Origin of the sequence: Streptomyces sp. NPDC091682, assembly GCF_044756625.1 — a bacterium.
In the GTDB taxonomy this organism is placed as follows: domain Bacteria; phylum Actinomycetota; class Actinomycetes; order Streptomycetales; family Streptomycetaceae; genus Streptomyces.
Map to the genome: position 1 here is coordinate 37,302 of NZ_JBIVTH010000001.1, position 24,296 is coordinate 61,597.

Annotated in this window: 29 protein-coding genes; 22 read left to right on the top strand and 7 right to left on the bottom strand. The window is 72.3% G+C overall.

Annotated elements, in window-relative coordinates:
• Window positions 1-44: 44 nt before the first annotated feature.
• Entirely contained in the window at window positions 45-1,100 is a 1,056-nt protein-coding gene (locus tag ACIQK6_RS00185) for a MerR family transcriptional regulator (RefSeq protein ID WP_329100517.1), read from the top strand.
• Window positions 1,101-1,107: 7 nt separating this feature from the next.
• Here ACIQK6_RS00185 and ACIQK6_RS00190 read toward each other — a convergent pair whose 3' ends face one another.
• Both ACIQK6_RS00190 and ACIQK6_RS00195 read right to left on the bottom strand, forming a co-directional pair.
• Window positions 1,108-2,130, bottom strand: a complete 1,023-nt coding sequence (locus ACIQK6_RS00190) for a LacI family DNA-binding transcriptional regulator (RefSeq protein ID WP_329100519.1) — start codon at window positions 2,128-2,130, stop codon at window positions 1,108-1,110.
• 99 nt (window positions 2,131-2,229) lie between these two features.
• Window positions 2,230-3,027 carry a response regulator transcription factor gene (locus ACIQK6_RS00195; protein WP_329100521.1) on the bottom strand — a complete coding sequence of 266 codons (798 nt, stop codon included), beginning with the start codon at window positions 3,025-3,027 and terminating at the stop codon, window positions 2,230-2,232.
• A 460-nt stretch (window positions 3,028-3,487) separates the two neighbouring features.
• Between ACIQK6_RS00195 and ACIQK6_RS00200 the strand changes: the two genes are divergently transcribed.
• The 13 genes from ACIQK6_RS00200 (at window position 3,488) to ACIQK6_RS00260 (ending at window position 13,230) form a co-directional block, all read left to right on the top strand.
• A complete protein-coding gene (locus ACIQK6_RS00200) occupies window positions 3,488-3,742 on the top strand; it encodes a MoaD/ThiS family protein (RefSeq protein ID WP_030011762.1) in 255 nt (84 codons plus the stop codon).
• A 10-nt stretch (window positions 3,743-3,752) separates the two neighbouring features.
• On the top strand, window positions 3,753-5,093 hold the full coding sequence (locus ACIQK6_RS00205; protein WP_329100523.1) for a hypothetical protein: 1,341 nt from the start codon (window positions 3,753-3,755) through the stop codon (window positions 5,091-5,093).
• A 63-nt stretch (window positions 5,094-5,156) separates the two neighbouring features.
• A complete protein-coding gene (locus ACIQK6_RS00210; protein WP_329100525.1) occupies window positions 5,157-5,870 on the top strand; it encodes a DUF2993 domain-containing protein in 714 nt (237 codons plus the stop codon).
• A 161-nt stretch (window positions 5,871-6,031) separates the two neighbouring features.
• Window positions 6,032-6,115 carry a putative leader peptide gene (locus ACIQK6_RS00215; RefSeq protein ID WP_350206375.1) on the top strand — a complete coding sequence of 28 codons (84 nt, stop codon included), beginning with the start codon at window positions 6,032-6,034 and terminating at the stop codon, window positions 6,113-6,115.
• 176 nt (window positions 6,116-6,291) lie between these two features.
• A complete protein-coding gene (locus tag ACIQK6_RS00220) occupies window positions 6,292-7,137 on the top strand; it encodes a sulfurtransferase (RefSeq protein WP_329100527.1) in 846 nt (281 codons plus the stop codon).
• Window positions 7,138-7,198: 61 nt separating this feature from the next.
• Entirely contained in the window at window positions 7,199-7,489 is a 291-nt protein-coding gene (locus ACIQK6_RS00225) for a DUF1416 domain-containing protein (RefSeq protein ID WP_030011783.1), read from the top strand.
• 136 nt (window positions 7,490-7,625) lie between these two features.
• Window positions 7,626-7,889, top strand: coding sequence for a DUF3099 domain-containing protein (locus ACIQK6_RS00230; protein ID WP_402694034.1), 264 nt, complete (start codon window positions 7,626-7,628; stop codon window positions 7,887-7,889).
• 113 nt (window positions 7,890-8,002) lie between these two features.
• On the top strand, window positions 8,003-8,791 hold the full coding sequence (locus tag ACIQK6_RS00235) for a hypothetical protein (protein ID WP_329100531.1): 789 nt from the start codon (window positions 8,003-8,005) through the stop codon (window positions 8,789-8,791).
• The gene (locus ACIQK6_RS00240) at window positions 8,788-9,708 is read left to right on the top strand and encodes a hypothetical protein (RefSeq protein WP_402694035.1); all 921 of its coding nucleotides are present in this window, start codon (window positions 8,788-8,790) and stop codon (window positions 9,706-9,708) included. The genes ACIQK6_RS00235 and ACIQK6_RS00240 overlap by 4 nt, the downstream gene beginning before the upstream one ends.
• Window positions 9,705-10,796 (top strand): hypothetical protein, encoded by a 1,092-nt coding sequence (locus ACIQK6_RS00245; protein WP_329100534.1) that lies wholly within the window; start codon window positions 9,705-9,707, stop codon window positions 10,794-10,796. The genes ACIQK6_RS00240 and ACIQK6_RS00245 overlap by 4 nt, the downstream gene beginning before the upstream one ends.
• Window positions 10,797-11,088: 292 nt before the next feature.
• Window positions 11,089-11,661, top strand: coding sequence for an FABP family protein (locus tag ACIQK6_RS00250; RefSeq protein ID WP_030659031.1), 573 nt, complete (start codon window positions 11,089-11,091; stop codon window positions 11,659-11,661).
• 117 nt (window positions 11,662-11,778) lie between these two features.
• Complete coding sequence (locus ACIQK6_RS00255) at window positions 11,779-12,234, top strand: Fur family transcriptional regulator (protein WP_328789840.1); 456 nt, start codon at window positions 11,779-11,781, stop codon at window positions 12,232-12,234.
• A gap of 21 nt (window positions 12,235-12,255) precedes the next feature.
• A complete protein-coding gene (locus ACIQK6_RS00260; RefSeq protein ID WP_329100538.1) occupies window positions 12,256-13,230 on the top strand; it encodes a folate-binding protein in 975 nt (324 codons plus the stop codon).
• 12 nt (window positions 13,231-13,242) lie between these two features.
• Here ACIQK6_RS00260 and dtd read toward each other — a convergent pair whose 3' ends face one another.
• Entirely contained in the window at window positions 13,243-13,668 is a 426-nt protein-coding gene (gene dtd / locus ACIQK6_RS00265) for a D-aminoacyl-tRNA deacylase (protein WP_030011201.1), read from the bottom strand.
• Between the two features lie 135 nt (window positions 13,669-13,803).
• Between dtd and ACIQK6_RS00270 the strand changes: the two genes are divergently transcribed.
• The 3 genes from ACIQK6_RS00270 to ACIQK6_RS00280 are packed head-to-tail and all read left to right on the top strand — an operon-like array spanning window position 13,804 to window position 16,511.
• Window positions 13,804-14,379, top strand: a complete 576-nt coding sequence (locus tag ACIQK6_RS00270; RefSeq protein WP_329100540.1) for an AmfC protein — start codon at window positions 13,804-13,806, stop codon at window positions 14,377-14,379.
• Between the two features lie 59 nt (window positions 14,380-14,438).
• On the top strand, window positions 14,439-15,683 hold the full coding sequence (locus ACIQK6_RS00275; protein WP_329100542.1) for a GNAT family N-acetyltransferase: 1,245 nt from the start codon (window positions 14,439-14,441) through the stop codon (window positions 15,681-15,683).
• 57 nt (window positions 15,684-15,740) lie between these two features.
• The gene (locus tag ACIQK6_RS00280) at window positions 15,741-16,511 is read left to right on the top strand and encodes a putative protein N(5)-glutamine methyltransferase (protein WP_329107808.1); all 771 of its coding nucleotides are present in this window, start codon (window positions 15,741-15,743) and stop codon (window positions 16,509-16,511) included.
• 85 nt (window positions 16,512-16,596) lie between these two features.
• Here the strand turns inward: ACIQK6_RS00280 and ACIQK6_RS00285 are convergent, their stop codons facing one another.
• Window positions 16,597-17,169, bottom strand: coding sequence for a hypothetical protein (locus tag ACIQK6_RS00285; RefSeq protein WP_329100544.1), 573 nt, complete (start codon window positions 17,167-17,169; stop codon window positions 16,597-16,599).
• A gap of 110 nt (window positions 17,170-17,279) precedes the next feature.
• Between ACIQK6_RS00285 and ACIQK6_RS00290 the strand changes: the two genes are divergently transcribed.
• Both ACIQK6_RS00290 and ACIQK6_RS00295 read left to right on the top strand, forming a co-directional pair.
• The gene (locus ACIQK6_RS00290) at window positions 17,280-18,209 is read left to right on the top strand and encodes a class I SAM-dependent methyltransferase (protein WP_329100545.1); all 930 of its coding nucleotides are present in this window, start codon (window positions 17,280-17,282) and stop codon (window positions 18,207-18,209) included.
• Complete coding sequence (locus ACIQK6_RS00295) at window positions 18,206-18,742, top strand: hypothetical protein (RefSeq protein WP_329100547.1); 537 nt, start codon at window positions 18,206-18,208, stop codon at window positions 18,740-18,742. Before ACIQK6_RS00290 ends, ACIQK6_RS00295 begins: the two co-directional genes overlap by 4 nt.
• A gap of 90 nt (window positions 18,743-18,832) precedes the next feature.
• Here ACIQK6_RS00295 and ACIQK6_RS00300 read toward each other — a convergent pair whose 3' ends face one another.
• Window positions 18,833-19,576 (bottom strand): GNAT family N-acetyltransferase, encoded by a 744-nt coding sequence (locus ACIQK6_RS00300; RefSeq protein ID WP_329100549.1) that lies wholly within the window; start codon window positions 19,574-19,576, stop codon window positions 18,833-18,835.
• A gap of 161 nt (window positions 19,577-19,737) precedes the next feature.
• On the opposite strand from ACIQK6_RS00300, the gene ACIQK6_RS00305 reads away from it, so the two are divergent.
• The 3 genes from ACIQK6_RS00305 (at window position 19,738) to ACIQK6_RS00315 (ending at window position 21,176) form a co-directional block, all read left to right on the top strand.
• Entirely contained in the window at window positions 19,738-20,121 is a 384-nt protein-coding gene (locus tag ACIQK6_RS00305) for a helix-turn-helix transcriptional regulator (protein WP_327384590.1), read from the top strand.
• Between the two features lie 23 nt (window positions 20,122-20,144).
• Window positions 20,145-20,693, top strand: a complete 549-nt coding sequence (locus tag ACIQK6_RS00310) for a hypothetical protein (RefSeq protein ID WP_329100551.1) — start codon at window positions 20,145-20,147, stop codon at window positions 20,691-20,693.
• Between the two features lie 141 nt (window positions 20,694-20,834).
• Window positions 20,835-21,176: a DUF2516 family protein gene (locus ACIQK6_RS00315; RefSeq protein ID WP_329100554.1), complete on the top strand. Its 342-nt coding sequence runs from the start codon at window positions 20,835-20,837 to the stop codon at window positions 21,174-21,176.
• Window positions 21,177-21,236: 60 nt separating this feature from the next.
• On the opposite strand, the gene ACIQK6_RS00320 is transcribed toward ACIQK6_RS00315, so the two are convergent.
• Both ACIQK6_RS00320 and ACIQK6_RS00325 read right to left on the bottom strand, forming a co-directional pair.
• Window positions 21,237-22,643 carry a PP2C family protein-serine/threonine phosphatase gene (locus tag ACIQK6_RS00320; protein ID WP_402694036.1) on the bottom strand — a complete coding sequence of 469 codons (1,407 nt, stop codon included), beginning with the start codon at window positions 22,641-22,643 and terminating at the stop codon, window positions 21,237-21,239.
• 449 nt (window positions 22,644-23,092) lie between these two features.
• On the bottom strand, window positions 23,093-24,220 hold the full coding sequence (locus tag ACIQK6_RS00325; protein WP_402694037.1) for an NlpC/P60 family protein: 1,128 nt from the start codon (window positions 24,218-24,220) through the stop codon (window positions 23,093-23,095).
• Between the last annotated feature and the right edge of the window lie 76 nt (window positions 24,221-24,296).

Consider the following 24,296-nt stretch of genomic DNA (forward strand, 5'->3'; position numbering starts at 1 on the left):
CTCGACCTGGTGGAGGTCCCAGAGTCACGGGTGTGGAGAGCGAGATGCACAGCATTGGTGAGATGGGCCGCGACAGCGGGCTGGGCGTGAGCGCGCTGCGCTTCTACGACCGGGCGGGCGTCCTGCCGCCCGCCCGGGTGGATCCGGCGACCGGATACCGCTGGTACGCGCCCGAACAGCTCGACGAGGCCCGGCTGCTGGCCCGGCTCCGGCAGGCGGGGATGCCGCTCGCGGACGTCCGGCTGGTCCTGGCGGCCTGGTCCGGCGGGGACACCGGCCTGGTGCCCCGGCTGCTGGACGGGCACCTGCGCCGGCTCGAACGCGAGCTCGCCGATGCGCGCGGCGCGCTCTCCGCGGTACGCGCACGACTCGGACACAAGGAGAGCACCATGACCACCACCACCCGCACCGCCCGGCTGACCCTGCCCGCCCCGGAGTTCGCGGCCGCGCTGGACTCCGTACGCTTCGCCGTCGGGACCGACCCCGAGCTGCCGGTGCTCGGCGGGATCCTCTTCGACGCGGAGGGCTCGGACCTGCACGTCGTGGCCACCGACCGCTACCGGATGGCCGTGGCCCGCGCGTCCACCACCGGCCACGGCGGCGGGCGGGTCCAGCTGACCGTGCCCGCCCCGCTCGCGGACGCCATGCGGGCCCTGCTGACCGACGGCTCCCCGGCCCGGCTCACCGTGGACGGCGACGCGGTCGAGCTGGAGACGCAGGGCCGCCGGGTCGCCGGGCGGGGACTGGGCGAGGAGTTCCCCGACCACCGCCGCCTGATGCAGCTCCCCGAGGGCCGCCGCATCCCGCTGGACGTGCCGGCCCTGCGGAAGGCCCTGCGGAAGGTCCTGGCCGGGCAGGACGGCGAACGGTGCGCCCTGGTCCTGACGGACACCGTGACCGTCGCCGACGACGCCTACGAGAGCGGCGCCGCCTCCGACGGGGACCGGGTGGGGGTCAACCCCGCCTTCCTCCTCGACGCGCTCGCCGTGGGCGACGACGCGCTGCTGGAGTACGTCGGCCCCAAGGCCCCGCTGGTGCTCCTGCGCCCCGACACCGAGGACGCCTTCTCCCTGCTGATGCCGTGCACGCTGGACGCGTGACCTGCGCTCAGCGGCAGCCGCAGGAGCGGCGGATCACCAGCGCCGACGGGAACTGCTTGAGCCGTTCCCGTCGGGAGCCGGCCACCCGCAGGCCGTCGTCCAGGACCAGGTCCACGGCCGCGCGGGCCATCGCCGTGCGGTCCGAGGCCATCGTGGTCAGCGGCGGGTCGGTGAGGGCGGCTTCCTTGACGTCGTCGAAGCCCGCGACGGCCAGTTCCCCGGGCACGTCGATGCGCAGCTCGCGCGCGGCGCGCAGCACACCGATCGCCTGGTCGTCCGTGGCGCAGAAGATGGCCGTCGGCCGGTCGGGCCGCGCCAGGACCTCCAGGGCGACCGTGTACGCGTCGTAGCGGTTGTACGGGGCCTCGATGAGCCGGCCCTCGACGGAGCGGCCGGCCTCCAGCATGGCCCGGCGCCAGCCCTCGACGTGGTCGGCGACCGGGTCGCCGACCGAGGGGGTGTTCTCGATGCCGCCGATGCAGGCGACGTACTCGTGCCCGTGCTCCAGCAGGTGGCGGGTGGCGAGCTGGGCGCCGCCGATGTCGTCCGTGACGACGGCGACGTCGTCGATCGCCTCCGGGCGTTCGTGCAGCAGCACGACCCGGGCGTCCCACGCCTCGATCTCGCTGGCCGCCTGCTCGCTCATGCCCTGGCTGACCAGGATCAGGCCCGAGACCCGCATTCCGAGGAAGGCCCGCAGGTAGTGGACCTCGCGCTCGGTGCGGTAGTCGGAGTTGCCGACCAGGACCATCTTTCCGCGCTCGGCGGCGGCCTGTTCGACCGCGTGCGCCATCTCGGCGAAGAACGGCTGCCGGGCGTCCGGGACGATCATGCCTATGAGGTCGGTGCGCCGCGAGGCCATCGCCTGGGCGACCCGGTCCGGGCGGTAGCCCAGCTCCTTGATCGCGGCGAGGACACGCTCGCGCGTGGCCGGGGCGACCGGCCGGGGTCCGTTGTTGATGACGTAGCTCACGACGGCGGTCGACGTACCCGCAAGTCGTGCAACGTCATCCCGCGTCACCTTGGCCACGCGCGGCAGTCTACGCGGGGTGACCTACCTCTGGGCAGGGCGTACTGCCAAGTGGATGCTCACACCGTCTTCGGCCGATCGGGTGACGGCCGGAGCCGACTACGAGGCGGTCTGTGAAGCCGGCTGCGCGGCCGTCTGCGCCGGCTGCGCAGCCGGCTGACCGGCGGTCCTGGCCGCGGCCTTGGCCGCCGCCTGGGCCGCGGCTTCCGCCGCCGCCCGCTCGACCTTCTCCGGCGTGACGAAGCGGTAGCCGACGTTGCGGACCGTGCCGATCAGGGACTCGTGCTCGGGGCCGAGCTTGGCGCGCAGCCGCCGTACGTGCACGTCGACGGTCCGGGTGCCGCCGAAGTAGTCGTAGCCCCAGACCTCCTGGAGCAGCTGGGCGCGCGTGAAGACCCGGCCCGGGTGCTGGGCGAGGTACTTGAGCAGCTCGAACTCCTTGAAGGTGAGGTCGAGCACCCGCCCCTTGAGCTTGGCGGAGTACGTGGCCTCGTCCACCGACAGGTCACCGTTGCGGATCTCCATCGGGGAGTCGTCCGAGCCCAGCTGCTGACGGCCGGTGGCCAGGCGCAGCCGTGCCTCGACCTCCGCCGGACCCGCGGTGTCCAGGAGGACATCGTCGATGCCCCAGTCGGCGGTGACGGCCGCCAGGCCGCCCTCGGTGACGACCAGGATCAGCGGACAGCCCGGTCCGGTGGAGCGGAGCAGCTGGCACAGCGACCGCACCTGCGGCAGGTCGCGGCGGCCGTCTACGAGGATGACATCGGCTCCCGGGGTGTCCACCAGGGCGGGGCCCTCGGCCGGGGCGACCCGGACGTTGTGCAGCAGCAGGCCGAGGGCGGGCAGCACCTCGGTCGACGGCTGCAGGGCGTTGGTGAGCAGCAGGAGTGAGCTCACGACCGACCACCTGCCCGGGTCGGACGGTGGTGCACGGTTCGCTGGTCCATCACGTCGGTTCCTCCTCGGTCCCGTCGAGGACATGCGTGGTACTGCTTCGTACGTCTTGCCCGGCGTCCCCGCGATCCCCGCGCCCTGGGGTCCGCATGGATACCACTGTTCTCGGTTCGTTCAACGCGCTGAAAGCACAAAAGGACCCGGGGGCAACGTTGCCCGGATCCTCTCGCCAAGCAGAATAGCCCACCCGTCGATGCGTGGCCGAGGCTTCTTCCGCTTCCACTTCTGTGGTTCATGCCACGCCCCCGCCCTGCGTAAGCCCGGGTTTCACCGGATCGGGGGCCCGCCGAGCGGTAACTCGGGGCCGACGGGCGCACACCCGGCGCGTCGGGGCACGCGGGGGTCGGCGGCGGGAGGGGCCATCATGGAGGCCGACGGTAGAGAGCCGACGATAGGAGCAGCAGTGGCAACCGGAACCATCCGCTACTGGGCGGCGGCCAAGGCCGCGGCCAAGACGGCGGAGGAGCCGTACTCGGCGCGCACACTGGCCGAGGCGCTCGACGCCGTGCGGGAGCGCCACCCCGGGGAGCTGACCCGGGTCCTGCTGCGCTGCTCCTTCCTCGTGAACGACGAGCCTGTGGGCAAGCGCCCGCATGATTCCGTCCCGCTGACCGAAGGGGGCACCGTCGAGGTGCTCCCGCCGTTCGCGGGCGGGTGAGCGGGAGCCGATGAGTACGCCTGAAGAACAGCAGCGCCAGCAGTACGCGCAGCAGCAGCACCAGCAGTACGCGCAGCAGCACCAGCAGCACCAGGAGGACCCGTACGGGACCCAGACCTGGCAGTCCGACACCTGGGACACCAGCTACCAGCCGGTGCACCCGCCGCTGGGCGCGGTGCCCGGGCAGCCGGCGGCGCCCGAGGGCTGGTTCCGCGACGAGGCCCCGGCGGCCCCGGCGGCCCCGGGCTCCTGGCCGGACGGCTCCGGAGCCGTCGGCGGCTACGCCCCGGCCCCGGATGCGTACCCGCAGCCGGTGGTTCCCGAGGGCTGGTACCGGGACGGGGCCCAGGCTCCGGCGCCCGCCGCTGCTCCGGTCCAGGAGTGGCCGCAGGGTGCGGAGACGGCCTACCTGCCGCCCTACCCGGGCCCCGGGCCCGACCAGCAGCACCAGCCCCCGAACCAGCACCAGCAGCACCGGCAGCCGCTGCCGGTCGAGGAGACGGCGTACATGCCGCCGGTGGCCGACGTGTCCGCCGCCGAGCCGCAGGAGATCACCTCCTGGTCCCCGCCCACCCTCGCCGGCAACACCCTGCGCGCCGTCGACCCCGCCCAGGCGCGCGCCGAGGGCCGGTCGCCGATCATCGACCCCGGTCCGCAGTCCGCCATACTCACCGCTGCCCTCGGGCTGCTGCTCGCCGTGGCCGCCGCCTTCGGGCAGTACGCCCTGCTCCTGCCGCTGATCGCCCTGCAGGGCCTCACGGCAGCCGGCTGGTTCCGCCTCAACGGCATGTGGCCCGCCCGTCAGGGCATCGCCCTCGCCTTCGCCGGAGCCGTCGTCGCCGATGCGGCCGTGCTCGCCGTCGATCCCCTCTACGGAGCCGGTGCGATCGTCGGCACCCTCGGTGCCTGGGTGCTGCTCACGCTCGTCCTGCAGCTGCGCAGCCACGCCGATCCCGACGAGCGGATGTACGGGTTGATGGCCTCGGTGGCCTCGGCCGCCCTCGCCATCATCTGTGCGGGCTATCTCGCGGCCGATTCCGCCGCCGCCACGGTCGGTGCGGTCGCCGTCGCGGTCGCCGTCTTCGCCCGTGCGCTGCCGCTGCCCACCGCCCCCTCGGTCGGCGTCTCGCTGGCCGCGGCCGCCGGTGCCGGCATCGCGGTCGGCGGGCTGACCTCGGTCGGTGCGGGCGGGGCGCTGATCGGTCTCGTGGCCGGGGTGTGCGCGCTGGTCGGGCTGCGCGTGGCGGCGTACGACTACCCGTCGAAGTTTGTGCACATGACGGCCGGTGTGGCCCTGCCGCTCGCGGCGGCCGCCCCCGCCGTGTACTTGATCGGCCGGGTGGTGGGCTGATCCCTGCCTGACGACGGTCATGGTCAACTAGAACGCACGTACCGATTAGTAGGGGGAGGGAACGTGCGTTTCCTACGTGTCGTTGTGATCGTCGGAGTGGTTCTGGGGGCCCTGTTCGTGGGGGTGGACCGCTGGGCCGCGGGTTACGTCGAGAACCGGCTGGCCGAGCGAATACAGGCGCGGCAGGGCCTGGCCGGTTCCTCGGAGGTGGAGGTCCACGGCTTCCCCTTCCTCACCCAGGTGCTCAGCCGCGACCTCGACCAGGTCGACCTGAAGCTGCGGGGCGTGGAGGTCACCGCCGAGGGCCGCAAGACGCGGCTGTCGGAGCTGGACGCGAGCTTCCACGGGGTGAAGCTGAACGGTGACTACAGCGGCGGCACCGCCGACCGGGCCGAGGGCACCGCGCTCATCACGTACGCCGACCTGACGGCGGCCTCGCAGACCGGCGCGACCCTCTCCTACGGCGGGGCGCCGGGCAAGGTGAAGGTCACCGCGACAGTGGACCTCGCCGGCAAGAAGCTGTCGCACAGCGTGGTGTCGACCGTCACCCTGGAGGACGCGACCGGCGGAAAGGGCAAGATCGTCCGGGTGCGCGCCGACGAGGTGCCGGGCGCGAGCCTGCCCGGGGTCGAGGGGATGATCCGCAAGAAGACCGACTTCGACCGCGATCTCGGCAGCGGCATGCCGGCCGGACTCCAGCTCTCGTCCCTGACCTCGGACGAGGCCGGCGTGCACCTCGCGCTGGGCGGCACGAACGTGGTGGTGGCCGGATCGTGAGACGGCGCGGTCCGATCCGCAGAAGGACGGGCCGCACGGCAGGTCCCGGGGGCGCCGCAGCGGCCGCCCCGGGCTCTCGCATCCCAACATTCGGACGATCCTGTCTCGATATATGACACGCCGGTGACAGGGCGGCTGATTCGTCCCTACGATCCATGGCTATGAAGCATCAGCAGGCGGACCTCACGAAGCGACGGGCAGTAGACCTGTGTCGCGTCGCCGCCATGCTCTGTCGATCCATGTGAACTGTGAGCGCATCCGCTCCATCGACCGGACGACGGCCCCACGGCCCTTCCCGCGTGACCGCACCAGCCTCCTGATTCCCTGACGCCTCCCCGCGCAGGACCTCGAGCGCACCCGTAGGCACGCAGCACGCGTTACCAGCACAGCCCCGCCGCACACTGCCCCGGAGGAGAACACCATGAGCCGCAGCGACGTCCTCGTAGACGCCGACTGGGTCGAGGCCCACCTGAACGACGCCAACGTCGTCATCGTCGAGGTGGACGAGGACACGTCCGCGTACGACAAGAACCACATCACCAACGCCGTCCGGATCGACTGGAAGAGCGACCTCCAGGACCCGGTCCGCCGCGACTTCGTGGACCAGGAGGGCTTCGAGAAGCTCCTCTCCGCCAAGGGCATCTCCAACGACGACACCGTCGTCCTCTACGGCGGCAACAACAACTGGTTCGCGTCCTACGCCTACTGGTACTTCAAGCTCTACGGCCACCAGGACGTGAAGCTCCTCGACGGCGGCCGCAAGAAGTGGGAGCTCGACTCCCGCGACCTGGTCGACGGCACGGACGTCCCGAACCGCCCGGCCACCGCGTACAAGGCCAAGCCCCAGGACACCTCCATCCGCGCCTTCCGCGACGACGTCGTGGCCGCGATCGGCTCCCTGAACCTGGTCGACGTCCGTTCGCCCGACGAGTTCTCCGGCAAGCTGCTCGCCCCGGCGCACCTCCCGCAGGAGCAGTCGCAGCGCCCCGGTCACGTGCCGAGCGCCCGCAACATCCCGTGGTCGAAGAACGCCAACGACGACGGCACCTTCAAGTCGGACGACGAGCTGACCGCCCTCTACCAGGCGGAGCAGGTCGATCTGGCGAAGGACACCATCGCCTACTGCCGCATCGGTGAGCGCTCCGCGCTCACGTGGTTCGTGCTGCACGAGCTCCTGGGCCAGGAGAACGTCAAGAACTACGACGGTTCGTGGACCGAGTACGGCTCGCTCGTCGGCGTGCCGATCGAGCTCGGCGCCAACAAGTAAGCAGACCACCGGGCACGCGACGGCCCTCGTAGTACGACCTCTCTAGGACAGGACAGAGAACATGTGTGGAGCACAGATCGGCGGGCCCGACCTCGCGACGCTGAAGCCCGGTGAGACCGCCATCCAGGGCCAGATCACCAAGGACGGCGAGCCGGTGTCCGGCTACGTCCGCCTGCTGGACTCGACCGGCGAGTTCACCGCGGAGGTCCCGACCTCGGCGACCGGCCAGTTCCGCTTCTACGCCGCCACCGGCTCCTGGACGCTGCGGGCGCTCGTCCCGGGTGCCCAGGCGGACCGTGCCGTGGTCGTCGCCGAGGCCGGCGGCGTGACGGACGTGGCGATCGCGGTCTGAGCACCGCACGTGTGATCGCCTGATCGAACGGCCGAAGGGCCGCACCCCCGGGGGTTGGACGCCACTGGAACGGGGTGCGGCCCTTCGTGCCGTCCGCGTCCCTTGCGGGCGGGGGCGCCGGATCTACGCTGGAGGCATGTACGCCCGGCGCCGGCGCGTCTACTTCCTGCTCATGGGCGGATGCCTGGTCCTCTTCGTGTCCGCCTGGACCTTCGTGCGCCTGCTGTCGGTGGAGGCTGCCGTGGCCATGTGCGTGGTCGCCATGGTCATCCCGCCGGTCGCCGCGATGATCGCCAACCGGCGCGGCCCGGACGACCGCTGGTGGGACGACCCCTCGGGCGACCCGAAGTCCGACGAGTGGTGGGACGAACTGGATGGAAAACGGCGCCACGACGACTGAAACCTCACGAGACGAGAATGTGATCTTCCCTCGTACAACTGCTCCGTCGCGGTGTGGGTCAAGGGGTACGCGCGGGTAACCAGCTCGCGCTCGCAGGCCTGTGGGGGACCCCTTTGGAACACGAACAGACCATCCCGGAGCCGCAGAAAGAGGGGGAGAGCGCACCGGAGCCGGACACTTCGGTCCCGCGCCGCCGGGCGGGGCGCACGGCTCTTCTGATCGCGGGCGCGGTAGCGCTCGGCGTCCTCGCCGGGACGATCACCGGCTACGCGGTCCAGTACCACCGCGAGCCCACCCCGCTGCCGCCGCTGGCCCGGCAGAAGATGGCCGCGCCGTCGCCGGCCGCCATGAACGACGCGTCGAGCCGGCGCTCGATCAACGCCAATCGCTGGCACAAGGCGGACGAGGACCTGGCCAAGAAGCTGCTGGACGTTCCCGGCGGCGCGCAGGACAGCGTCTCGGGGCCCGAATCCCCGGACAACTTCTCCGCGGGCTACTTCCTCGACCCCTCCGAGGGCGTCGGCTCGCTCGCCAGGCACGTCAAGCGCCTCGCCTCCGCCCACTGGGCCGAGAACGACCGGAACTTCGTCGACATCAACCTGCTCCAGTTCCGTGAGCGCGGCGGCGCCGAGGACTTCTACGCGGGCATGGTGAAGTACATGCCCGGCAAGGATTTCGCGGGCAACACGGGCAAGGAACTCCCGGGCGTACCGGGGGACTTCGGGCACCTGTGGATCGACTCCGAAGCGCATGAGGAGCCCGGTTACCACCCGATCCGCCAGGGCCGCGCGCTGATCCGCCGCGGCGACATCGTGGCGGTCATCGAGTACACGAACAACCGCGGCGAGATCGACGAGAAGACCGTGGTCGAGCTGGCCAAGCGACAGATGGAGCGGCTGTGAGCGAGCAGCAGAACGCAACCGACGCCGTGCCGGAGCCCGCGCAGCACACCGATCCCGACTCCGCGCCCGCGGCCGAGGCCCAGCCCGTGCCCGAGGCCCAGCCCGTGATCGCGGCGGCCGAGACGGTCGAGCCCGCAGCCGCGCCGACGCCCGCAGCCGCGCCCGCGCGCAAGCGGAACCGCAGGACGCTCGCCCTGGTCGCGGCGTCCGTGGCCGTCGTCGTCCTGGCGGGCGCCGGCGTCGCCGCCACGGCCGCGTTCGCGAACGCCGACCGGACCGCACCGACGCGGTACTGGGTGCCCGAGAACCACACGACCGGCGGCTCGGCGGCCCCGGTGCCGTCGGTGCCCCCCAACGAGCTGACGGGCAAGCTGCTGCCCATGCCCGTCGACTACTGGCCCGGCCCCGACGTCGACCCCGAGGGGAACTTCTACTACCTCCCGAGCGACAAGGCGCTGCAGAGCTTCAAGGACGCCCGTACGGGTCTCTCCAGCAGCGAACGCACCGAGCGGGACAAGGCGCTGGCGGACATGAAGCTCAAGGGCATGGCCGGGCGCAGCTATGCCCGCGGCGAAGGCTACGGCGGTGCGGTCGCCGAGATCCGGCTCGTCCAGGCCGATCCGCAGCAGCTCGCCAAGTTCGGCGAGTTCGCCAAGAAGCTCATCGAGTTCACCGGCGCCGACGGCAAGGCGCCCCAGGTCGAGGGCTATCCGCAGGCCAAGTGCGGGCTGGACGACTCGCTCAAGGGCGGGAAGGACGGCAAGGAGAAGATCGACGCCCTCGACTGCGTGGCGGTCGAAGGGGACGTCCTCGTGACCTTCCGCATGTACGGGAGCAAGGGATTCGCGGTGAAGGACGCCGCGGGCCTGTTCAAGCAGCAACTCGACCACCTCAAGTCCCCCGGAGAGTCCGCGTGAGCGAGCAGACCACCACCGGCGGCGAGGGGGCGGCCGTGCCCGCGCCCGCCGCGCAGACCTCCGAGGCCGGGGCCGGGGCCGAGCACGTGCCCGCGCCCGAGCCCGAGCCCGCGCCCGAGCCGGAGGCCACCGAGGCAGTCGCCGCGGTAGCGGAGGCCGCCGGTGCCCCGGAGCCCGCGCCCGCCGTTCAGGCCCCCGGGGCCACGCCCGAGCCCGGCGCCAACCCCTGGACCGCGCCCGCGGCCGCGGCCGAGGGCGGAGCCAGCCCCTGGCCGGCCCCGCCCGCCCCGCCCAAGGACCGGCGGCGTCTGTTCGCCGCCCTGCGCTGGACCGCCGCCGTCGTCGTCTTCGCCGCCGTCGGCACGGGGGTCGCGCTCGGGATCACGGTGCCCGAGCGCACCGACATCCCCGGCCTGGCCACCGAGAGCGACGGCCGTTGGACGTTCCCGGAGCTGTCCCGGCCCGCGCTGCCCGCCGGCGCCCCGGTGCCCCAGGGCCCGGACAACAGGGACGGGACGCACTACGCGAAGCTCAACGGCCTGCTGCTGCCCGCCCCCGTGGGTGCCAAGGCCGACGACACGGTCAAGGCGGACAAGGACGGGGCGGTGTCGGTCGACGCCTTCCTGGAGGAGTACACGTCCGAGGCCCGCGAGAAGCTGAAGCAGTCCCTCGAATGGGACGGGCTGCGGCAGATCACCGGCCGGGGCTGGACGACGGCGGACGGCACGCGGACCCACGTGTACCTGCTGCGCTTCCACTCCTCGGGCTTCGTGGACGCGTTCAAGGGCTGCGACAGCAACGCGCAGCTGAACGGCGTCTCGGCCCTGGACCTGGACGACGTCTGGAGCAAGGCCAAGAACACCCAGATGAACAGCACCACGCTGGACTTCCCGGGGGCGGCCAACTTCGACGGCACCGAACTCAGCATCTACCAGGAAGTGAAGCCCGTCCTCGGGGACGAGCAGACCAAGATCGGGTGCCTCCGGACAGGTGATGTCCTGGGCATGGTCATCCAGACCCGCAAGGGCGAGGTGGCCCCCGTCCCCTTCCACCAGTCGGTGATCCTGCAGAGCCAGCTGCTGAGCTGACCGCCGGGCCGGTCCCGGGCCGGTCCCGGGCCGGACCGGGGCTACGGGCCACCTCACACGGTGCGCCCGGCCCCGGGACAGTAGGCTTGGGAACCGGCCCGTACCCCCCGAACGAATTCCGAGGAGCACCCCGTGCTTGAGGCAGTCTTCACCTCCCTGCTGGTCCTGGTCTGCGTCGGCGTCATGGCCTTCACCGGCCTGGCCGTCAAGAAGCTGTACCAGGGTCAGCGCTGAGCATCCGCCCAGCAGACCGCCCCGGAACCCCTCCGACAGATCGCCTGAGCAGCCATTCATGATCCAGATCCCGTCCGACCTGAACCCGGGCCTCGTCCCCCTCGCCTTCCTCCTCGGTAACTGGGAGGGTGCGGGAGTCTTCGACTTCCCCGGTGAGGAGAAGTGCAACTTCGGCCAGGAGGTCGTCTTCAGCCACGACGGCCGGGACTTCCTGGAGTACACCTCCCACACCTGGGTGCTCGACGCCGAGGGCAACAAGGTGCGCCCGCTGGAGTCCGAGTCGGGCTACTGGCGCATCGACAAGGACCGCAAGGTCGAGATCGTCATGGTCCGCGACCAGGGCGTCGTCGAGGTCTGGTACGGCGAGCTCGCCGACCAGAAGCCCCAGATCGACCTGGTCACCGACGCGGTCGCCCGCACCGCGGCCTCCGGCCCGTACAGCGGCGGCAAGCGGCTCTACGGCTACGTGAAGAGCGACCTCATGTGGGTCGGCGAGAAGGCCACCCCGGACGTCGAGCTGCGCCCGTACATGTCGGCCCAGCTGAAGAAGGTCGTCACGCCCGAGGAGGTCGCCGAGATGGCGCGCAACCTCCCGGACATGCCGGACGACGGCATCGCCTTCTTCCGCTGAGCCCACCGGCTGTACACGAGGCAGTACGCGAAGCAATGCGCCGAGCAGTGCGCAAGGCTGTGCGAAAGGGGACCGCGGGATCGCCCGCGGTCCCCTTCGCGCGCATACACTGGCCGGGTGGGGAGCAGCGTGGACACCGAAGGCTCTGACTGGAAGAGCGACCTGCGGCAGCGCGGATACCGGCTGACACCGCAGCGCCAGCTCGTGCTCGAAGCGGTCGACGCCCTGGAGCACGCCACCCCGGACGAGATCCTCGTCGAGGTGCGCAAGACCGCCTCCGGGGTCAACATCTCCACCGTCTACCGCACCCTGGAGCTCCTGGAAGAGCTCAAGCTGGTCTCGCACGCCCACCTCGGGCACGGGGCCCCCACCTACCACCTCGCCGACCGGCACCACCACATCCACCTGGTCTGCCGGGACTGCGCCGAGGTCATCGAGGCGGACGTGGACATCGCCGCCGAGTTCACGGCGAAGCTCCGCAGCACCTTCGGCTTCGAGACCGACATGAAGCACTTCGCGATCTTCGGTCTGTGCCGCAAGTGCGCTGCCAAACAGCGTGCCGCGCAGTCGTAGCAGGGTCGTACGCTTGGTCCCATGACCAGCAGCCCCTTGCTCCATCTCCCCGGCGCCGTACCGGCCGAAGGCCGTGACGAGGGCGTCGCCGCCCACTACGGCGAGCTGTACGGCGAACAGCGCGCCCTCGCGGAGGGGCGCGGCTTCGTCGACCTCTCGCACCGCGGAGTCGTCACCGTCAGCGGGCCGGAGCGCCTGAGCTGGCTGCACCTGCTGCTCACCCAGCACCTCACCGAGCTGCCGGCCGGGCAGGCCACCGAGGCGCTGATCCTCTCCGCCAACGGGCACATCGAGCACGCGCTCTACCTCGTCGACGACGGCGAGACCACGTGGGCGCACGTGGAGCCGGGTACCCAGGGCGAGCTGATCGCCTACCTGGAGTCCATGAAGTTCTTCTACCGCGTCGAAGTCGCCGACCGCACCGAGGAGTTCGCGGTCGTGCACCTGCCGGCCGGATCCATCGCCGAGGTCACCCCGGACAAGGAGCACATCGTCCGGGAGACCGCGTACGGCCGGGACGTCTTCCTGCCCCGCGGCGAGCTGGAGCCGTTCGCCGCCGCGCACGGCCCGGCCGCGGGCCTGCTCGCGTACGAGGCCCTGCGCGTCGAGGCGCACCGGCCGCGGCTCGGCCAGGAGACCGACCACCGCACCATCCCGCACGAGCTGGGCTGGATCGGTACCGCCGTGCACCTGCAGAAGGGCTGCTACCGCGGCCAGGAGACGGTCGCCCGCGTCCACAACCTGGGGAAGCCCCCGCGCCGCCTGGTCTTCTTGCACCTGGACGGCTCGGAGGTGCTGCTCCCGGCGCACGGCACGCCGGTGCGGCTCGCCGCGGACGGGGAGGAGGGCCGTCAGCTGGGCTTCGTGACCACGGCCGTCCGTCACCACGAGCTGGGTCCGATCGCGCTCGCGCTGGTCAAGCGGAACGTGCCGGTCGACGCGCCGCTGCTGGCCGGGAAGACGGCCGCCGCGCAGGAGGTCGTCGTAGCCCCCTGACCGCCGCCGCCGTCAGATGTCGATGACGATGGTGAACGGGCCGTGGTTGGTCAGCGAGACCCGCATGTCCGCTCCGAACCGGCCCGTCTCCACCGTCGCACCCAGCGCGCGCAACTGCGCCACGACCTCGTCGACCAGCGGCTCGGCCACCGGGCCGGGGGCCGCCGCGTTCCAGGTGGGGCGGCGGCCCTTGCGGGCGTCGCCGTAGAGCGTGAACTGGGAGATCACCAGCAGCGGTGCGCCGTTGTCGCTGCAGGACTTCTCGCCCTCCAGGATCCGTACGGACCACAGTTTGCGGGCCAGCAGTTCTGCCTTCTCCGGGGTGTCGTCGTGGGTCACCCCCACCAGCACGCACAACCCCTCGCCGACGATCTCGCCCACGGTCTCGCCGCCCACGACGACGCTCGCGCCGTCCACCCTCTGCACCACTGCTCGCATACCACCTGTGTATCAGGCTTGCACCCGTCCGGGGCCGATCGGGTGGAGTGGGACTGCGTGGGGGCTACGGGGAGTGGCACGATGCAAGCAGGCGGTGCGGGTGGCCGCACCGGTCGAGGGGACGGACCCGTTCGTATGAATACATCTGGTACCTCCGTACCTGCATCACCCGCTTCCGTCGCAGCTGCCGCGGTACGACCGCCCGCGCAGCGCACGGCCGAGACGCAGGGGCCGCCGAGCCCGACCACCGCGCTCGGGCTACCGGAACTGCGCGCGCTGCGCCGTGACGCGCAGCGCGACGAGGCCGATCTGAGCTACGTGCGCAGACTGCTCCAGGGCCGCATCGACATCCTGCGGGCGGAGCTGGCCCGGCGGACGGACCCCGAGGCGCCGGTGGTGGACCGGCTCTCGGTGATCCTCGCCGACGCCCCCTCCAGCCGCAGCGCCTCCGCCCGGCACGTCACGCTCGGCACCCCGCACAGCGAGGAGTACCGGCTGCTGGCCGCGGAGATGCTGGCCGACGTGGAGCTCTCTGACCTGGGCGCCCGCACGGACGGCGAACTGCACGACGGGCTGGGGCGGTTGGTGCGCTACGAGCAGCAGGTCTCGCGGCGCCGCCAGCAGCTCCAGCGCACGGTGGACGACTGCAGTACGGAGATCACCCGGCGGTACCGGGAGGGAGAGGCGCAGGTGGACGACCTGCTGGCGTAGCGGACGGGCGCGGAAAATTCGGGCGACCGGCGGCGGCCGGGAGATTAGCGTGGGCAGTTATGAGTGCTGACGTCCGGCCGATCGCCGAATCCGAACTCCCCGACTGGGTGCGCGCCGTGCACACCGGTTTCCTGACCACCCACCGGGTGACCGAGGCCGACATAGCCCAGCGCGCCAAGTACTGCGACTTCTCCCGGATGCAGGGGGCGTTCGACGCCGACAGCGGTCGCTGCGTGGCCGCCCTGCGTTCCTTCCCGCAGGAGCTGACCGTGCCGGGCGGGGCGGCCGTCCGCGCCACCGCGATCTCCAACGTGGGCGTGCTGCCCACCCACCGCCGCCAGGGCCTGCTGACCCGGATGATGGCCGCCGAGTTCGCCGCGGCGAAGGCGCGCGGCGACGCGCTCGCGACGCTGATCGCCGCCGAGTACCCGATCTACGGGCGGTACGGGTTCGGGCCCGCCACCTCCCTCGTGGAGTGGGAGATCGACGTCGCGCGCACCGGGCTCGACCGGCGGCTGTCGGCGCCCGTGGACGGCGGCCGGATCGAGCTGGTGGACGTGGAGGAGCTGCGGCGCGTGGGGCCCGAGCTGCACGAGCGGCTGCGGGCGCGCACGCCCGGGGCCGTGAACCGGGACGAGCGCTGGTGGAGCCTGCAGACCGGACTGGAGCAGTGGTCGTACCGCACTTATCAGGAGAAGTTCCACGCCGTGTACCGGACGGCGGAGGGGGAGGTGGCCGGCCTCGCCGTCTACAGCGCCGACGACCACTGGACGGATGCGAAGGTTCCGCAGAGCACCGTGCAGGTCAGCGACCTGCTGGCGGTCACTCCGCAGGCGGAGCGGGCGCTGTGGCAGTTCCTGTGCTCGATCGACTGGGTGCTGAAGGTCCGCACCGGCTACCGGGCCCCCGACGACCTCGCCCCGCAGCTGCTGCCCGACCCGCGCTCGGCCCGGATCGTCACCGCCTCGGACTTCATGTGGGTACGGGTGCTGGACGTCGTACGGGCGCTGGGCGCGCGGACGTACGAGGTGCCCGGGGTGCTCGTCCTGGAGGTCGCGGACGAGAGGGGGCCGGCGGCCGGCCGCTACCGGCTGGACGCGGGCACCGGTGCGTGCGAGCGGACCGAGGAGGCGCCTGACCTGCGGCTGGACGTGGCCGAGCTGGGCTCCTTGTACCTGGGGGACGCGTCCGCGGTGCGGCTGGCCGCGCTGGGACGGGTCACGGAGGAACGCCCGGGGGCGGCCGTGCTGGCGGACGCGGTGTTCCGTACGGCGCGCCGCCCGTGGTGCCCGGACGTCTTCTGAGCGCCCCGGACGACTGCGGGCCCCTAGTCGAGTACCGAGTACCGAGTACCGAGGACACTGAACCCTGTGACATCACTTGTGGAATCCCTGCGCGCGGCGGGCTGCGTCTTCGCGGAGGAGGAGGCGGAGCTCCTGACCGGGGCCGCCGCCGACCCGGACCACCTGGCGGAGCTGCTGGCCCGCCGGGTGGGCGGTGAACCGCTGGAACACGTCGTCGGCTGGGCGGAGTTCTGCGGGCTGCGCCTGGAGGTCGGCGCGGGAGCCTTCGTACCGCGCCGGCGCACCGAGTTCCTGGTGCGGGAGGCGGTGGCCCTGGCCCGGCCCGGCGCGGTGGTCCTGGACCTGTGCTGCGGGGTCGGCGCCCTGGGCGCGGCGGTGGCCGCGCACCTGCCGGGCGGCGTGGAGCTGCACGCGGCGGACATCGACCCGGCGGCGCTGGTGTACGCGCGGCGCAACGTGGCCCCGTACGGCGGCCGGGTGTGGGAGGGCGACCTGTACGAGGCCCTCCCGTCCTCGCTGCGCGGCCGGGTGGACGTGCTGGTGGTCAACGCCCCGTACGTGCCGACGGAGGAGATCGTCCTCATGCCGTCGGAGGCACGGGACCACGAGCCGCTGGTCTCCTTGGACGGCGGGGCCGACGGCCTGGACATCCACCGCCGGGTGGCGGCGGGGGCCCTGCCCTGGCTGGCCCCGGGCGGCCGCCTGCTGATCGAGACGAGCGCCCGCCAGTCCCCGTCGACGGCCTCGGCCCTGACCTCGGCGGGCCTCGCGGTCCGCGCGGTGACCTCGGAGGAGCTGTACGCGACGGTGGTCATCGGCACGGCCTGACGCGGCCCGCCGGCTTCCGGCGGTCCTCCACGGCGTCGACCCGTTCCGGCTGCTTGCCGGAGGTACGGCCCTCGGCCCCGTAGGGCTAGTCCTTCCCGAGCAGCGGGGCGAGCGGGTCCTCGGCGAGCGGGACCGGCGCGGCGAGGGCCTCGTCGTAGGCCGGGCGCGCGAAGACGTACGGGCCCAGGGGCAGTTCGCCCCACTGCGGCCGGTTCATCTTGTAGAAGCCGGACCAGGTGACCTCGCTCTGCGTGACGCGGACCGTGGCGAGCAGGGGATTGCAGGCGTCGATCCCGCAGGGGCAGCTCAGGAGGCACAGGGCGCCGGTGAAGCGGTCGCGGAGCTCCGGTGGCGCCTCGCCCAGGAAGTGGGCCCGGGCCCGGGCGCCGTCGGCGTCGGCGTCGTCGTCCAGGTACAGCGGGGCGAAGTGGCCCAGCAGGAACTCCTCGCGCTCCTGCGGGGTGTCGTCGTCCTCGTCGAGCTCCTGGTCCCAGAGCTCGCGCGTCGCCTCCGCGACGAGGACGCGCAGGTCGGTGTCGTCGATGCGGATGCCCCAGGCGGTGAGGTGCGGGTAACCGGGGTGGGGGTGGTGCAGGAACTCCACCCGGTGCGGGGCGGTCGGGACGTTCGGGCCGGTCGGGACGTTCGACGGATTCATGCGCCCCATCCTGTGGCGTCCGCCCGACCGGATCCACCGAGTATCGCCGCGGCTGTGGCCGGTGGTTGCGGACCGGTGGGGGCCGGGCGCCAGCGGCTAGGGTCTCGACCGTGCTCCACCTCGAAATATCCGACCTGATCACCGTCACGGACCCGCGCAGTGGAGCGCGCCTGCCCGTGCACCGGGGCGACGTCGTGCGCAGGCTCCGTGAGGCCGGGGACCGGCGCGCCGCACGCATCGTCGCCGCGCTTCCCGCCGACCCGTACGACGTGCTCGACCCGCGCGCCGTGGACCGGCTCATGATCGGCGTGCACACCGAACTGCAGCGGCTCAGCGAGGAACTGCGCCTCGGGGAGCGGCTCGTCCACGTGCTCGGCCCGCTCTTCGAGGCCGTCCGCGCGACGGCCACCGGCCCGCTGCGACTGGTCGACGTCGGTTCCGGGCTCGGTTACGCCGTGCGCTGGCTCGCCGCCCACGGCCGGCTCGGCCCGGAGGTCGAGCTCGTCGGCGTGGACCTGGACGCCGCGCTCGTCGGCGAGGCCGAACGGCTCGCCCGGGCGGAGGGGTTGGACTGCCGCTTCGTCCACGGGAACGCCTTCGACCTGCCGGAGGCGGCCACCGTGTACGTGTCCACCGGGGTGCTGCACCATTTCCGGGGCCCCGACCTCGCGGAGTTCTTCCGGGCCCAGGCCGCCTCGCCCGCGCTCGCCTTCTGCCACTTCGACATCGCCGCCACCCGGCTCGCGCCCGTCGGGGCCTGGGTGTTCCACCGGACGCGGATGCGCCACCCGCTCGGCCGTCACGACGGTGTCGCCTCGGCCCGCCGGGCGCACACCGACGAGGCGCTGCTGCACGCGGCCGCCACGCCGGGGATGCGGCCGCTGCTGTACGAACCCCGGGGGCTGGCGAACCCGTTCTGCACCACCCTGCGCCCGATCATCGGGGTCCGGCCCGAGCTGGAGGCACCGCTGCGCAGGGCGATGGGCCGTGCCGCGCGCCGCCTCGTGGGCCCCGAGCAGCTCGTCGGAGCGGCGCGGTGACCCCGCTGGACGCGGCGCCGGCCCTTGCCGGGACGCTCCTCGCGCTGGGCCTGGTGGACTCGGCGTTCAGCGGCTTTCGCGCGTACGCCGGGCGGGACGCGAGGATCCGCAAGGGCCGCGCCGTCGTACGGGCGTCCCTGCGCGGCCTGGCCGTCGGCGGCGGGCTGCTGCTCGCCCCCGTGTGCACGGCCGGCGCCGTCCTGCTGGCCGCCGCCGACCGCCACCGGGCGTACGAAGCCCTCGCCGAGGGCGGCATCGGCTTCCTGGTCCCCCTCGCCTGCTACGCCTCAGCCGTGCTGCTGTCGCTCGCCGCGTACCTCGTGCTGCCGTTCCGCGCCAGCACCTTGGCCATGGTGGCGGGCCTGGGCCCGCTGACCCTGCTGCGGCCGCTGGCCGTGGCCGCCGCCTGCACCGGCGTCCTCGTTCGGGGCGGAGGCGTTCCCGAGCTCGTGGTGGGAGCGGTCGCGGGCGCCGCGGTGCTGTCCGTCGAACCGCTCATGCACCGCCGCTGGTACGCCGTCCCGCGAGCGTGACCCGGCCGGTGACCAGCGGCCGGCCGCCGACCGGGCCCGAGCACGGAACGTGCGGGGCGGCGAGACTGCAGGCGCACAGGGAGTCCGTCCTCACCGGCCCTGGTCGAGGGGGACGTCGTCGAGTCGAACGCTGAGTTGGGTGCCCAGTTCGTGGAAGCCCAGAGCGACAGCCACACGCTGTGATGGACGGGGCCGCGCCCTCCACTGCGGCAGCAACCCGGCATCGAGGGCACGGGCCACTGCTGCGGACGCCACGGCCCGGGCCAGGCGCCGGCCCCGCCAGTGCGGGCTCACCAGCACGCTCAGGTGGGCAACCGACTGCGGCCAGACCCGGTAGCCGGCTGCGGCCACCACTTCATCGCCCCGGCGAAGACAGAACGCGGGAGAAGAGATGTCCTCCAGACCGCTCTCGCCGGCCTCCTCCTCCCCGGCCAGGCTCAGTAGCGCGGCCAGGTCGCCATCACCGATCGGTAACTGCTCCACCTCGGTCCCTCCGTGCGCAGGAAGAAAGCCGTCCCGGCCGAGATAGAAGAGCGAAGCCGGCCCGAGGACATCGAGAACGGGCAGCACCGTACGCAGCCGAGCGATGTCAACGACCTCTTGGTGGGTCATCTTCCGCGTGGCGGCGTCCACCATCCCGGCGGCCCGCGGGCTCGGCGCAGTGACGAGGGCGGCGTCACCGATCCGCACGATCCCGGTCCACGACGGTGGACACCACAGCGACCCGGGCGCGATCACGACCTTCGCCCGTCCTGAAGGCCGGAACTCGACCGGTGCGCCCGCCAGCTCCGCCCAGAGTGCGCGGGCACGGTTGAGCAAGAGATCGTCAGCCATGGCCGCATCCTGTTGTCTCCGCAGCCGGGGCGCGACCGGATTTCTCCCGGAGTCGTACCGCTGCACCCGGCCCGGCCGTGATCCGCGGCCCGGGTGACCGGGTGGGAGATGCTGCAAGCGAGTCGCTTGCAATAGTTAGCAAGGTCGGGCAGGATCTGAGCATGGCATCGCTCAACGTCGGAAACCTCGGCGAATACCTCCGTGAGCAGCGTCGGCAGGCCCAGCTTTCGCTGCGGCAGCTGGCCGAGCAGGCGGGGGTGTCGAATCCGTACCTGAGCCAGATCGAGCGCGGGCTGCGCAAGCCGAGCGCGGACATCCTGCAGCAGCTGGCCAAGGCGCTGCGGATCTCCGCGGAGACGCTGTACGTGCAGGCCGGGATCCTGGACGAGCGGGACCCGGACGAGGTGGAGACGCGAGCCGTCATACTCGCCGACCCCTCCATCAACGAGCGGCAGAAGCAGGTGCTGCTCCAGATCTACGAGTCGTTCCGCAAGGAGAACGCGCTCGACGTGCCCACCGACGAGATGCCGTCGAAGACGAACTGAAGTTGATCCGGGAGGACCAGCACATGGCCATCGCCGATGACCTGAAGAAGACCCTCACCGACCCCACTCCCCTCTACTTCGCCGCAGGCACCGCCGATCTGGCCGTGCAGCAGGCCAAGAAGGTGCCCGACCTGATCGAGCAGCTGCGCGCCGAAGCTCCCGCGCGCATCGAGGCCGTGAAGAACACGGACCCGAAGGCCGTCCAGGATGCGGTCACCGCCAAGTTCGCCGAGGTGCTCGGCGCGATCGACCCGAAGAAGCTCGGGGAGACCGCCCAGGACCTGGCGCTGCGCGGTGTCGGCGTGGCCGCCGAGTACGCGGTGCGCGCCAAGGAGACGTACGACAAGGTCGCCGTGCACGGCGAGCAGGCCGTGCGGACCTGGCGGGGCGAGGTCTCCGCCGAGATCGTCGACATCGCCGTGGCCGTAGAGCCCGAGGCGGAGCCGGCGGCCGAGCCGGTGTCGGAGCCGGTCGCCGAGGCAGCCGGCGAGGAGAAGACCGCCGCGAAGAAGACCACCGCGCGCAAGAGCACGGCCAAGAAGGCCGCGGTCACGGCGGGCGACGCGAGCTGAAGCGCAGCCGCATGAGCGACGGCGGGCCGGGCACCCTTCAGGTGCCCGGCCCGTTGTGGTTGATGACGGGGCCCGTGCCGGTAGCGTGGAGTCGGGCGGCATCGGAAGTGCGAAGCAGAAGCTGAGAAGGCGGTCGAAGCGATGTTGATGGAAGGGTTCGATCGAGGCGTGATCCCGTTCCTGGGGCTCGTCATGCTGGTGCTCGCCGTCGTGGCCTTCGTGCTCGCCCTGGTGGCGCGGGAGGACGCGTACCGGGCGGCCGACAAGCAGAGCAAGACCTTCTGGCTGGTCATCCTCGGCGTCACCGTGGCCGTGGACTTCTTCCTGGGGATGCTGTTCCTGCAGATCGCCGGTCTCGTCGCGACCATCGTGTTCTTCGTCGACGTGCGGCCGGCCCTCAAGCAGGTCTCGGGCGGTGGCGGCGGCCGGCGCGGCGGCAGCAGCAGCGACGGGCCGTACGGGCCCTACAACGGCGGACGGTAGCCGCTGCTGCGCCCGGCGGCGGCCGGGGACCCCGAGCCGTGGCGCCGGAGCGCGGCGGGCTCAGCCCTCGGCGCGGGAGAGCAGGACCACGGCCACGTCGTCGGTCAGCTCGCCGCCGTTGAGCCGGCGGGCCTCGGTGACGGAGGCTTCCAGCAGGCCCTCGCCGCTCAGACCGCGGTCCAGGTGGCGGTTGATCATGTCGACCATGCCGTCCTGGCCCAGACGCTCCTTGCCCTTGCCGATGTGGCCCTCGATCAGGCCGTCGGTGTAGAGCATCAGGCTCCATGTGCCGCCGAGCTCCACCTGGCGGCGCGGCCAGCGGGCCCGGGGCAGCAGCCCGAGGGCGGGGCCGCTGTTCTCGTACGGGAGCAGCCGCGCGCGGCGGCCCGGCCGGGAGATCAGCGGGGCCGGATGGCCGGCCAGGCACAGACCGGCGCGGCGTCCGTCCGGGGCGATGTCGACCGTGCACAGCGTCGCGAATATCTCCTCGCACGGCCGCTCCACCTCCAGGACCTCCTGGAGGGTGGCCAACAGGTCGTCGCCGCAGAGACCGGCCAGGGTCAGGGCGCGCCAGGCGATGCGGAGCTCGACGCCGAGCGCGGCCTCGTCGGGGCCGTGGCCGCAGACGTCGCCGATCATGGCGTGGACGGTGCCGTCGGGGGTGCGGACGGTGTCGTAGAAGTCACCGCCGAGTAGGGCCCGGCTGCGGCCGGGGCGGTACCGGGCGGCGAAGCGGAGGTCGGAGCCCTCCAGGAGGGGCGTGGGCAGCAGGCCGCGTTCCAGGCGGGCGTTCTCCTGGGCGCGCAGTTTCGATTCTGCGAGCTTGTACTGGGCGATGTCCGCCCGCTTTCTCTCCACGGCGTAGCGGATGGCGCGGCTCAGCAGCCGGCCGTCCAGCTCGTCCCGGAAGAGGAAGTCCTGTGCGCCGACCCGGACGGCCTCTGCGGCGCGCTCGGCATCGTCCTCGTCGGTGAGGACGAGGACGGCGTGGCGCGGGGCGATGCGCAGCACCTGACGGAGGGCGATCAGCTCGTCGACGGCGATGGCGGTGCCGGCGGCAGTTCCGGTGGCGGTGCCGTTGGCGGTCCCGTTGGCGGTCCCGTTGGCGGTGCCGGTGGCCGATCCGCCCGCCGCAGCTCCCGGCGTACGGGCACTGGCGTCCGGGAGGGACAGGTCGAGGAGGATGCAGTGCACGTCGGGCGTGAGCAGCCGCTCGGCCTCGGTGAGGTTGCGGGCGGTGCGGAGCCGGATGCGGTGGCCGTCCGCGTCGAGGATCTCGGGGACGGTGAGGCTGCCGGCCGGGTCGTCCTCGATGACCAGGAGGGTCAGCGGGGTGGTGTGAGGGGTCGCGAGAGGGGTCGCCTGAGCGACGCCCGTGGCGGCTACGGCCGGGGCGGCGGTGTGCAGAACGGCCAGACCGCTCTCCGTGGCCGAGGTGTCCCTCTGCCGCGGTACGGGTACGGGCATCGTCTCCGGTTCCTTCCCTCCCCCCGAGGGTGCGCTCGTCCGGCAGACCCTAGCGGTCCCGGCCCGGCGAACGGAATGCCGCTCTTGGTGAGGGCCTCCGTCAAATGCGCCTATCGCGGGGGAAAATCGGCCTCACTGGATGACAAAGGTCACGGCGGGGCCGCGTTCCGTCCCGTTCAGCGAGACGTGTCCGGGCCCCGCCGGGTTGCCTGCGTCACACGATCGGCCGCCCCGGTCCGGTCCGGCCCGTTTCGCCCCGGTCCGGCCCGTTCCGACCCCGACCGGGTACCGGCACCGGGTCCGGCACCGCCGGGTCCGTGCTGCCGTGCTTCGCCGCCGAGCCGGCACTGCCGTTCCGACCCCGACCCCGAACCCGACCGGGAACCGGCAGCGGGTCCGGCACCGGCACCGCCGAGCCCCGGATCCGTTGCCGAGCGACCCCGCAGGGGCTACGCGTCGGGGCGGACCACTGCCTTGATCGGCATCGAGCCCGCGCCCGCCAGCGTCACGTTCCGGCCGGGGCGCGGGGCGTGGACCATCGCGCCGTCGCCGACGTACATGCCGACGTGGGTCGCGTCGTCGAAGTAGATGATCAGGTCGCCCGGGCGCATGTCCTTCAGCGCGACCTTCGGCAGCAGCCGCAGCTGCTCCTGCGAGGTGCGCGGGATGCCGCGGCCCGCCGCCAGCCAGGCCTGGGAGGTCAGCCCGGAGCAGTCGAAGGACGCCGGACCCACGGCGCCCCACTTGTACGGCTTGCCGATCTGGGCGGTGGCGAACTGCACGGCCCGCTTGCCCGCATCCGTGGCCGTGCCCTTGACGTCCTTCATCGCGCCCGTCGACAACCACGCCGTCTGGGCCTTGTACTGGGCTTCCTGCTCCAGCTGGATCAGCCGGGCCTTCTCCTCGGCCTCCAGCTTGCTCTCCAGCTCCTCCGCAGCCTTGATCTTCTCCTCGATCTGCTTCTTGGAGTCCTCCGACTTGACCCGGTTGGCCTCCAGGGTGGCCCAGCGCTCGCTCGCCTCCTCGGCGTAGCGCTGCAAGTCGGCCTGGGTCCGGTCCAGTTCGGAGAGCATGCCCGAGGTGGCCTTCTCGCCCTGGCGCAGCCGACCCGCCCCGTCGAGGTAGTGGTTCGGGTCGTCGCTCAGCGCCAGCTGCGCGCCCGGCGGCATTCCACCCGCGCGGTACTGGGCGCGTGCGGCGGCGCCCGCCCGGTTCTTCAGGGTGGCGATCTTCTCCTTGCCAGCGACGACGGCGTTGGCGATCTCGACGATCTTGTTCGACTGGGCCTTGGTCTCGGCCTCGGCGAGGTTGTAGGCGTCCGTGGCGGTACCCGCCTGCCGGTACAGCTCCTCGATCTCCTTGCGGACCTGTTCCAGGGACTTGCCGCCCGGTTCGGGGAGGGGCGCGGCCGGGGCTGCCGGAGCCGCCGGGGCCACCGGTGCCGCGTGCGCCATCCCCGTGGCGAGGCCCGGCGCCGTCAGTATCGCCATCGTGCACAGCAGCACGAGAGAGCTTGCGCCTCGCCGTCGCCTTACGGCTCCCATGGTCCCCCCAGGCACCCGAGCCAGACCTCGCATCAGATCTGACTATTCATCAGTAACTTATCGCTGCCATCGGGATGGTGCCACGAGTCGATGAATTCCAACACCCTTG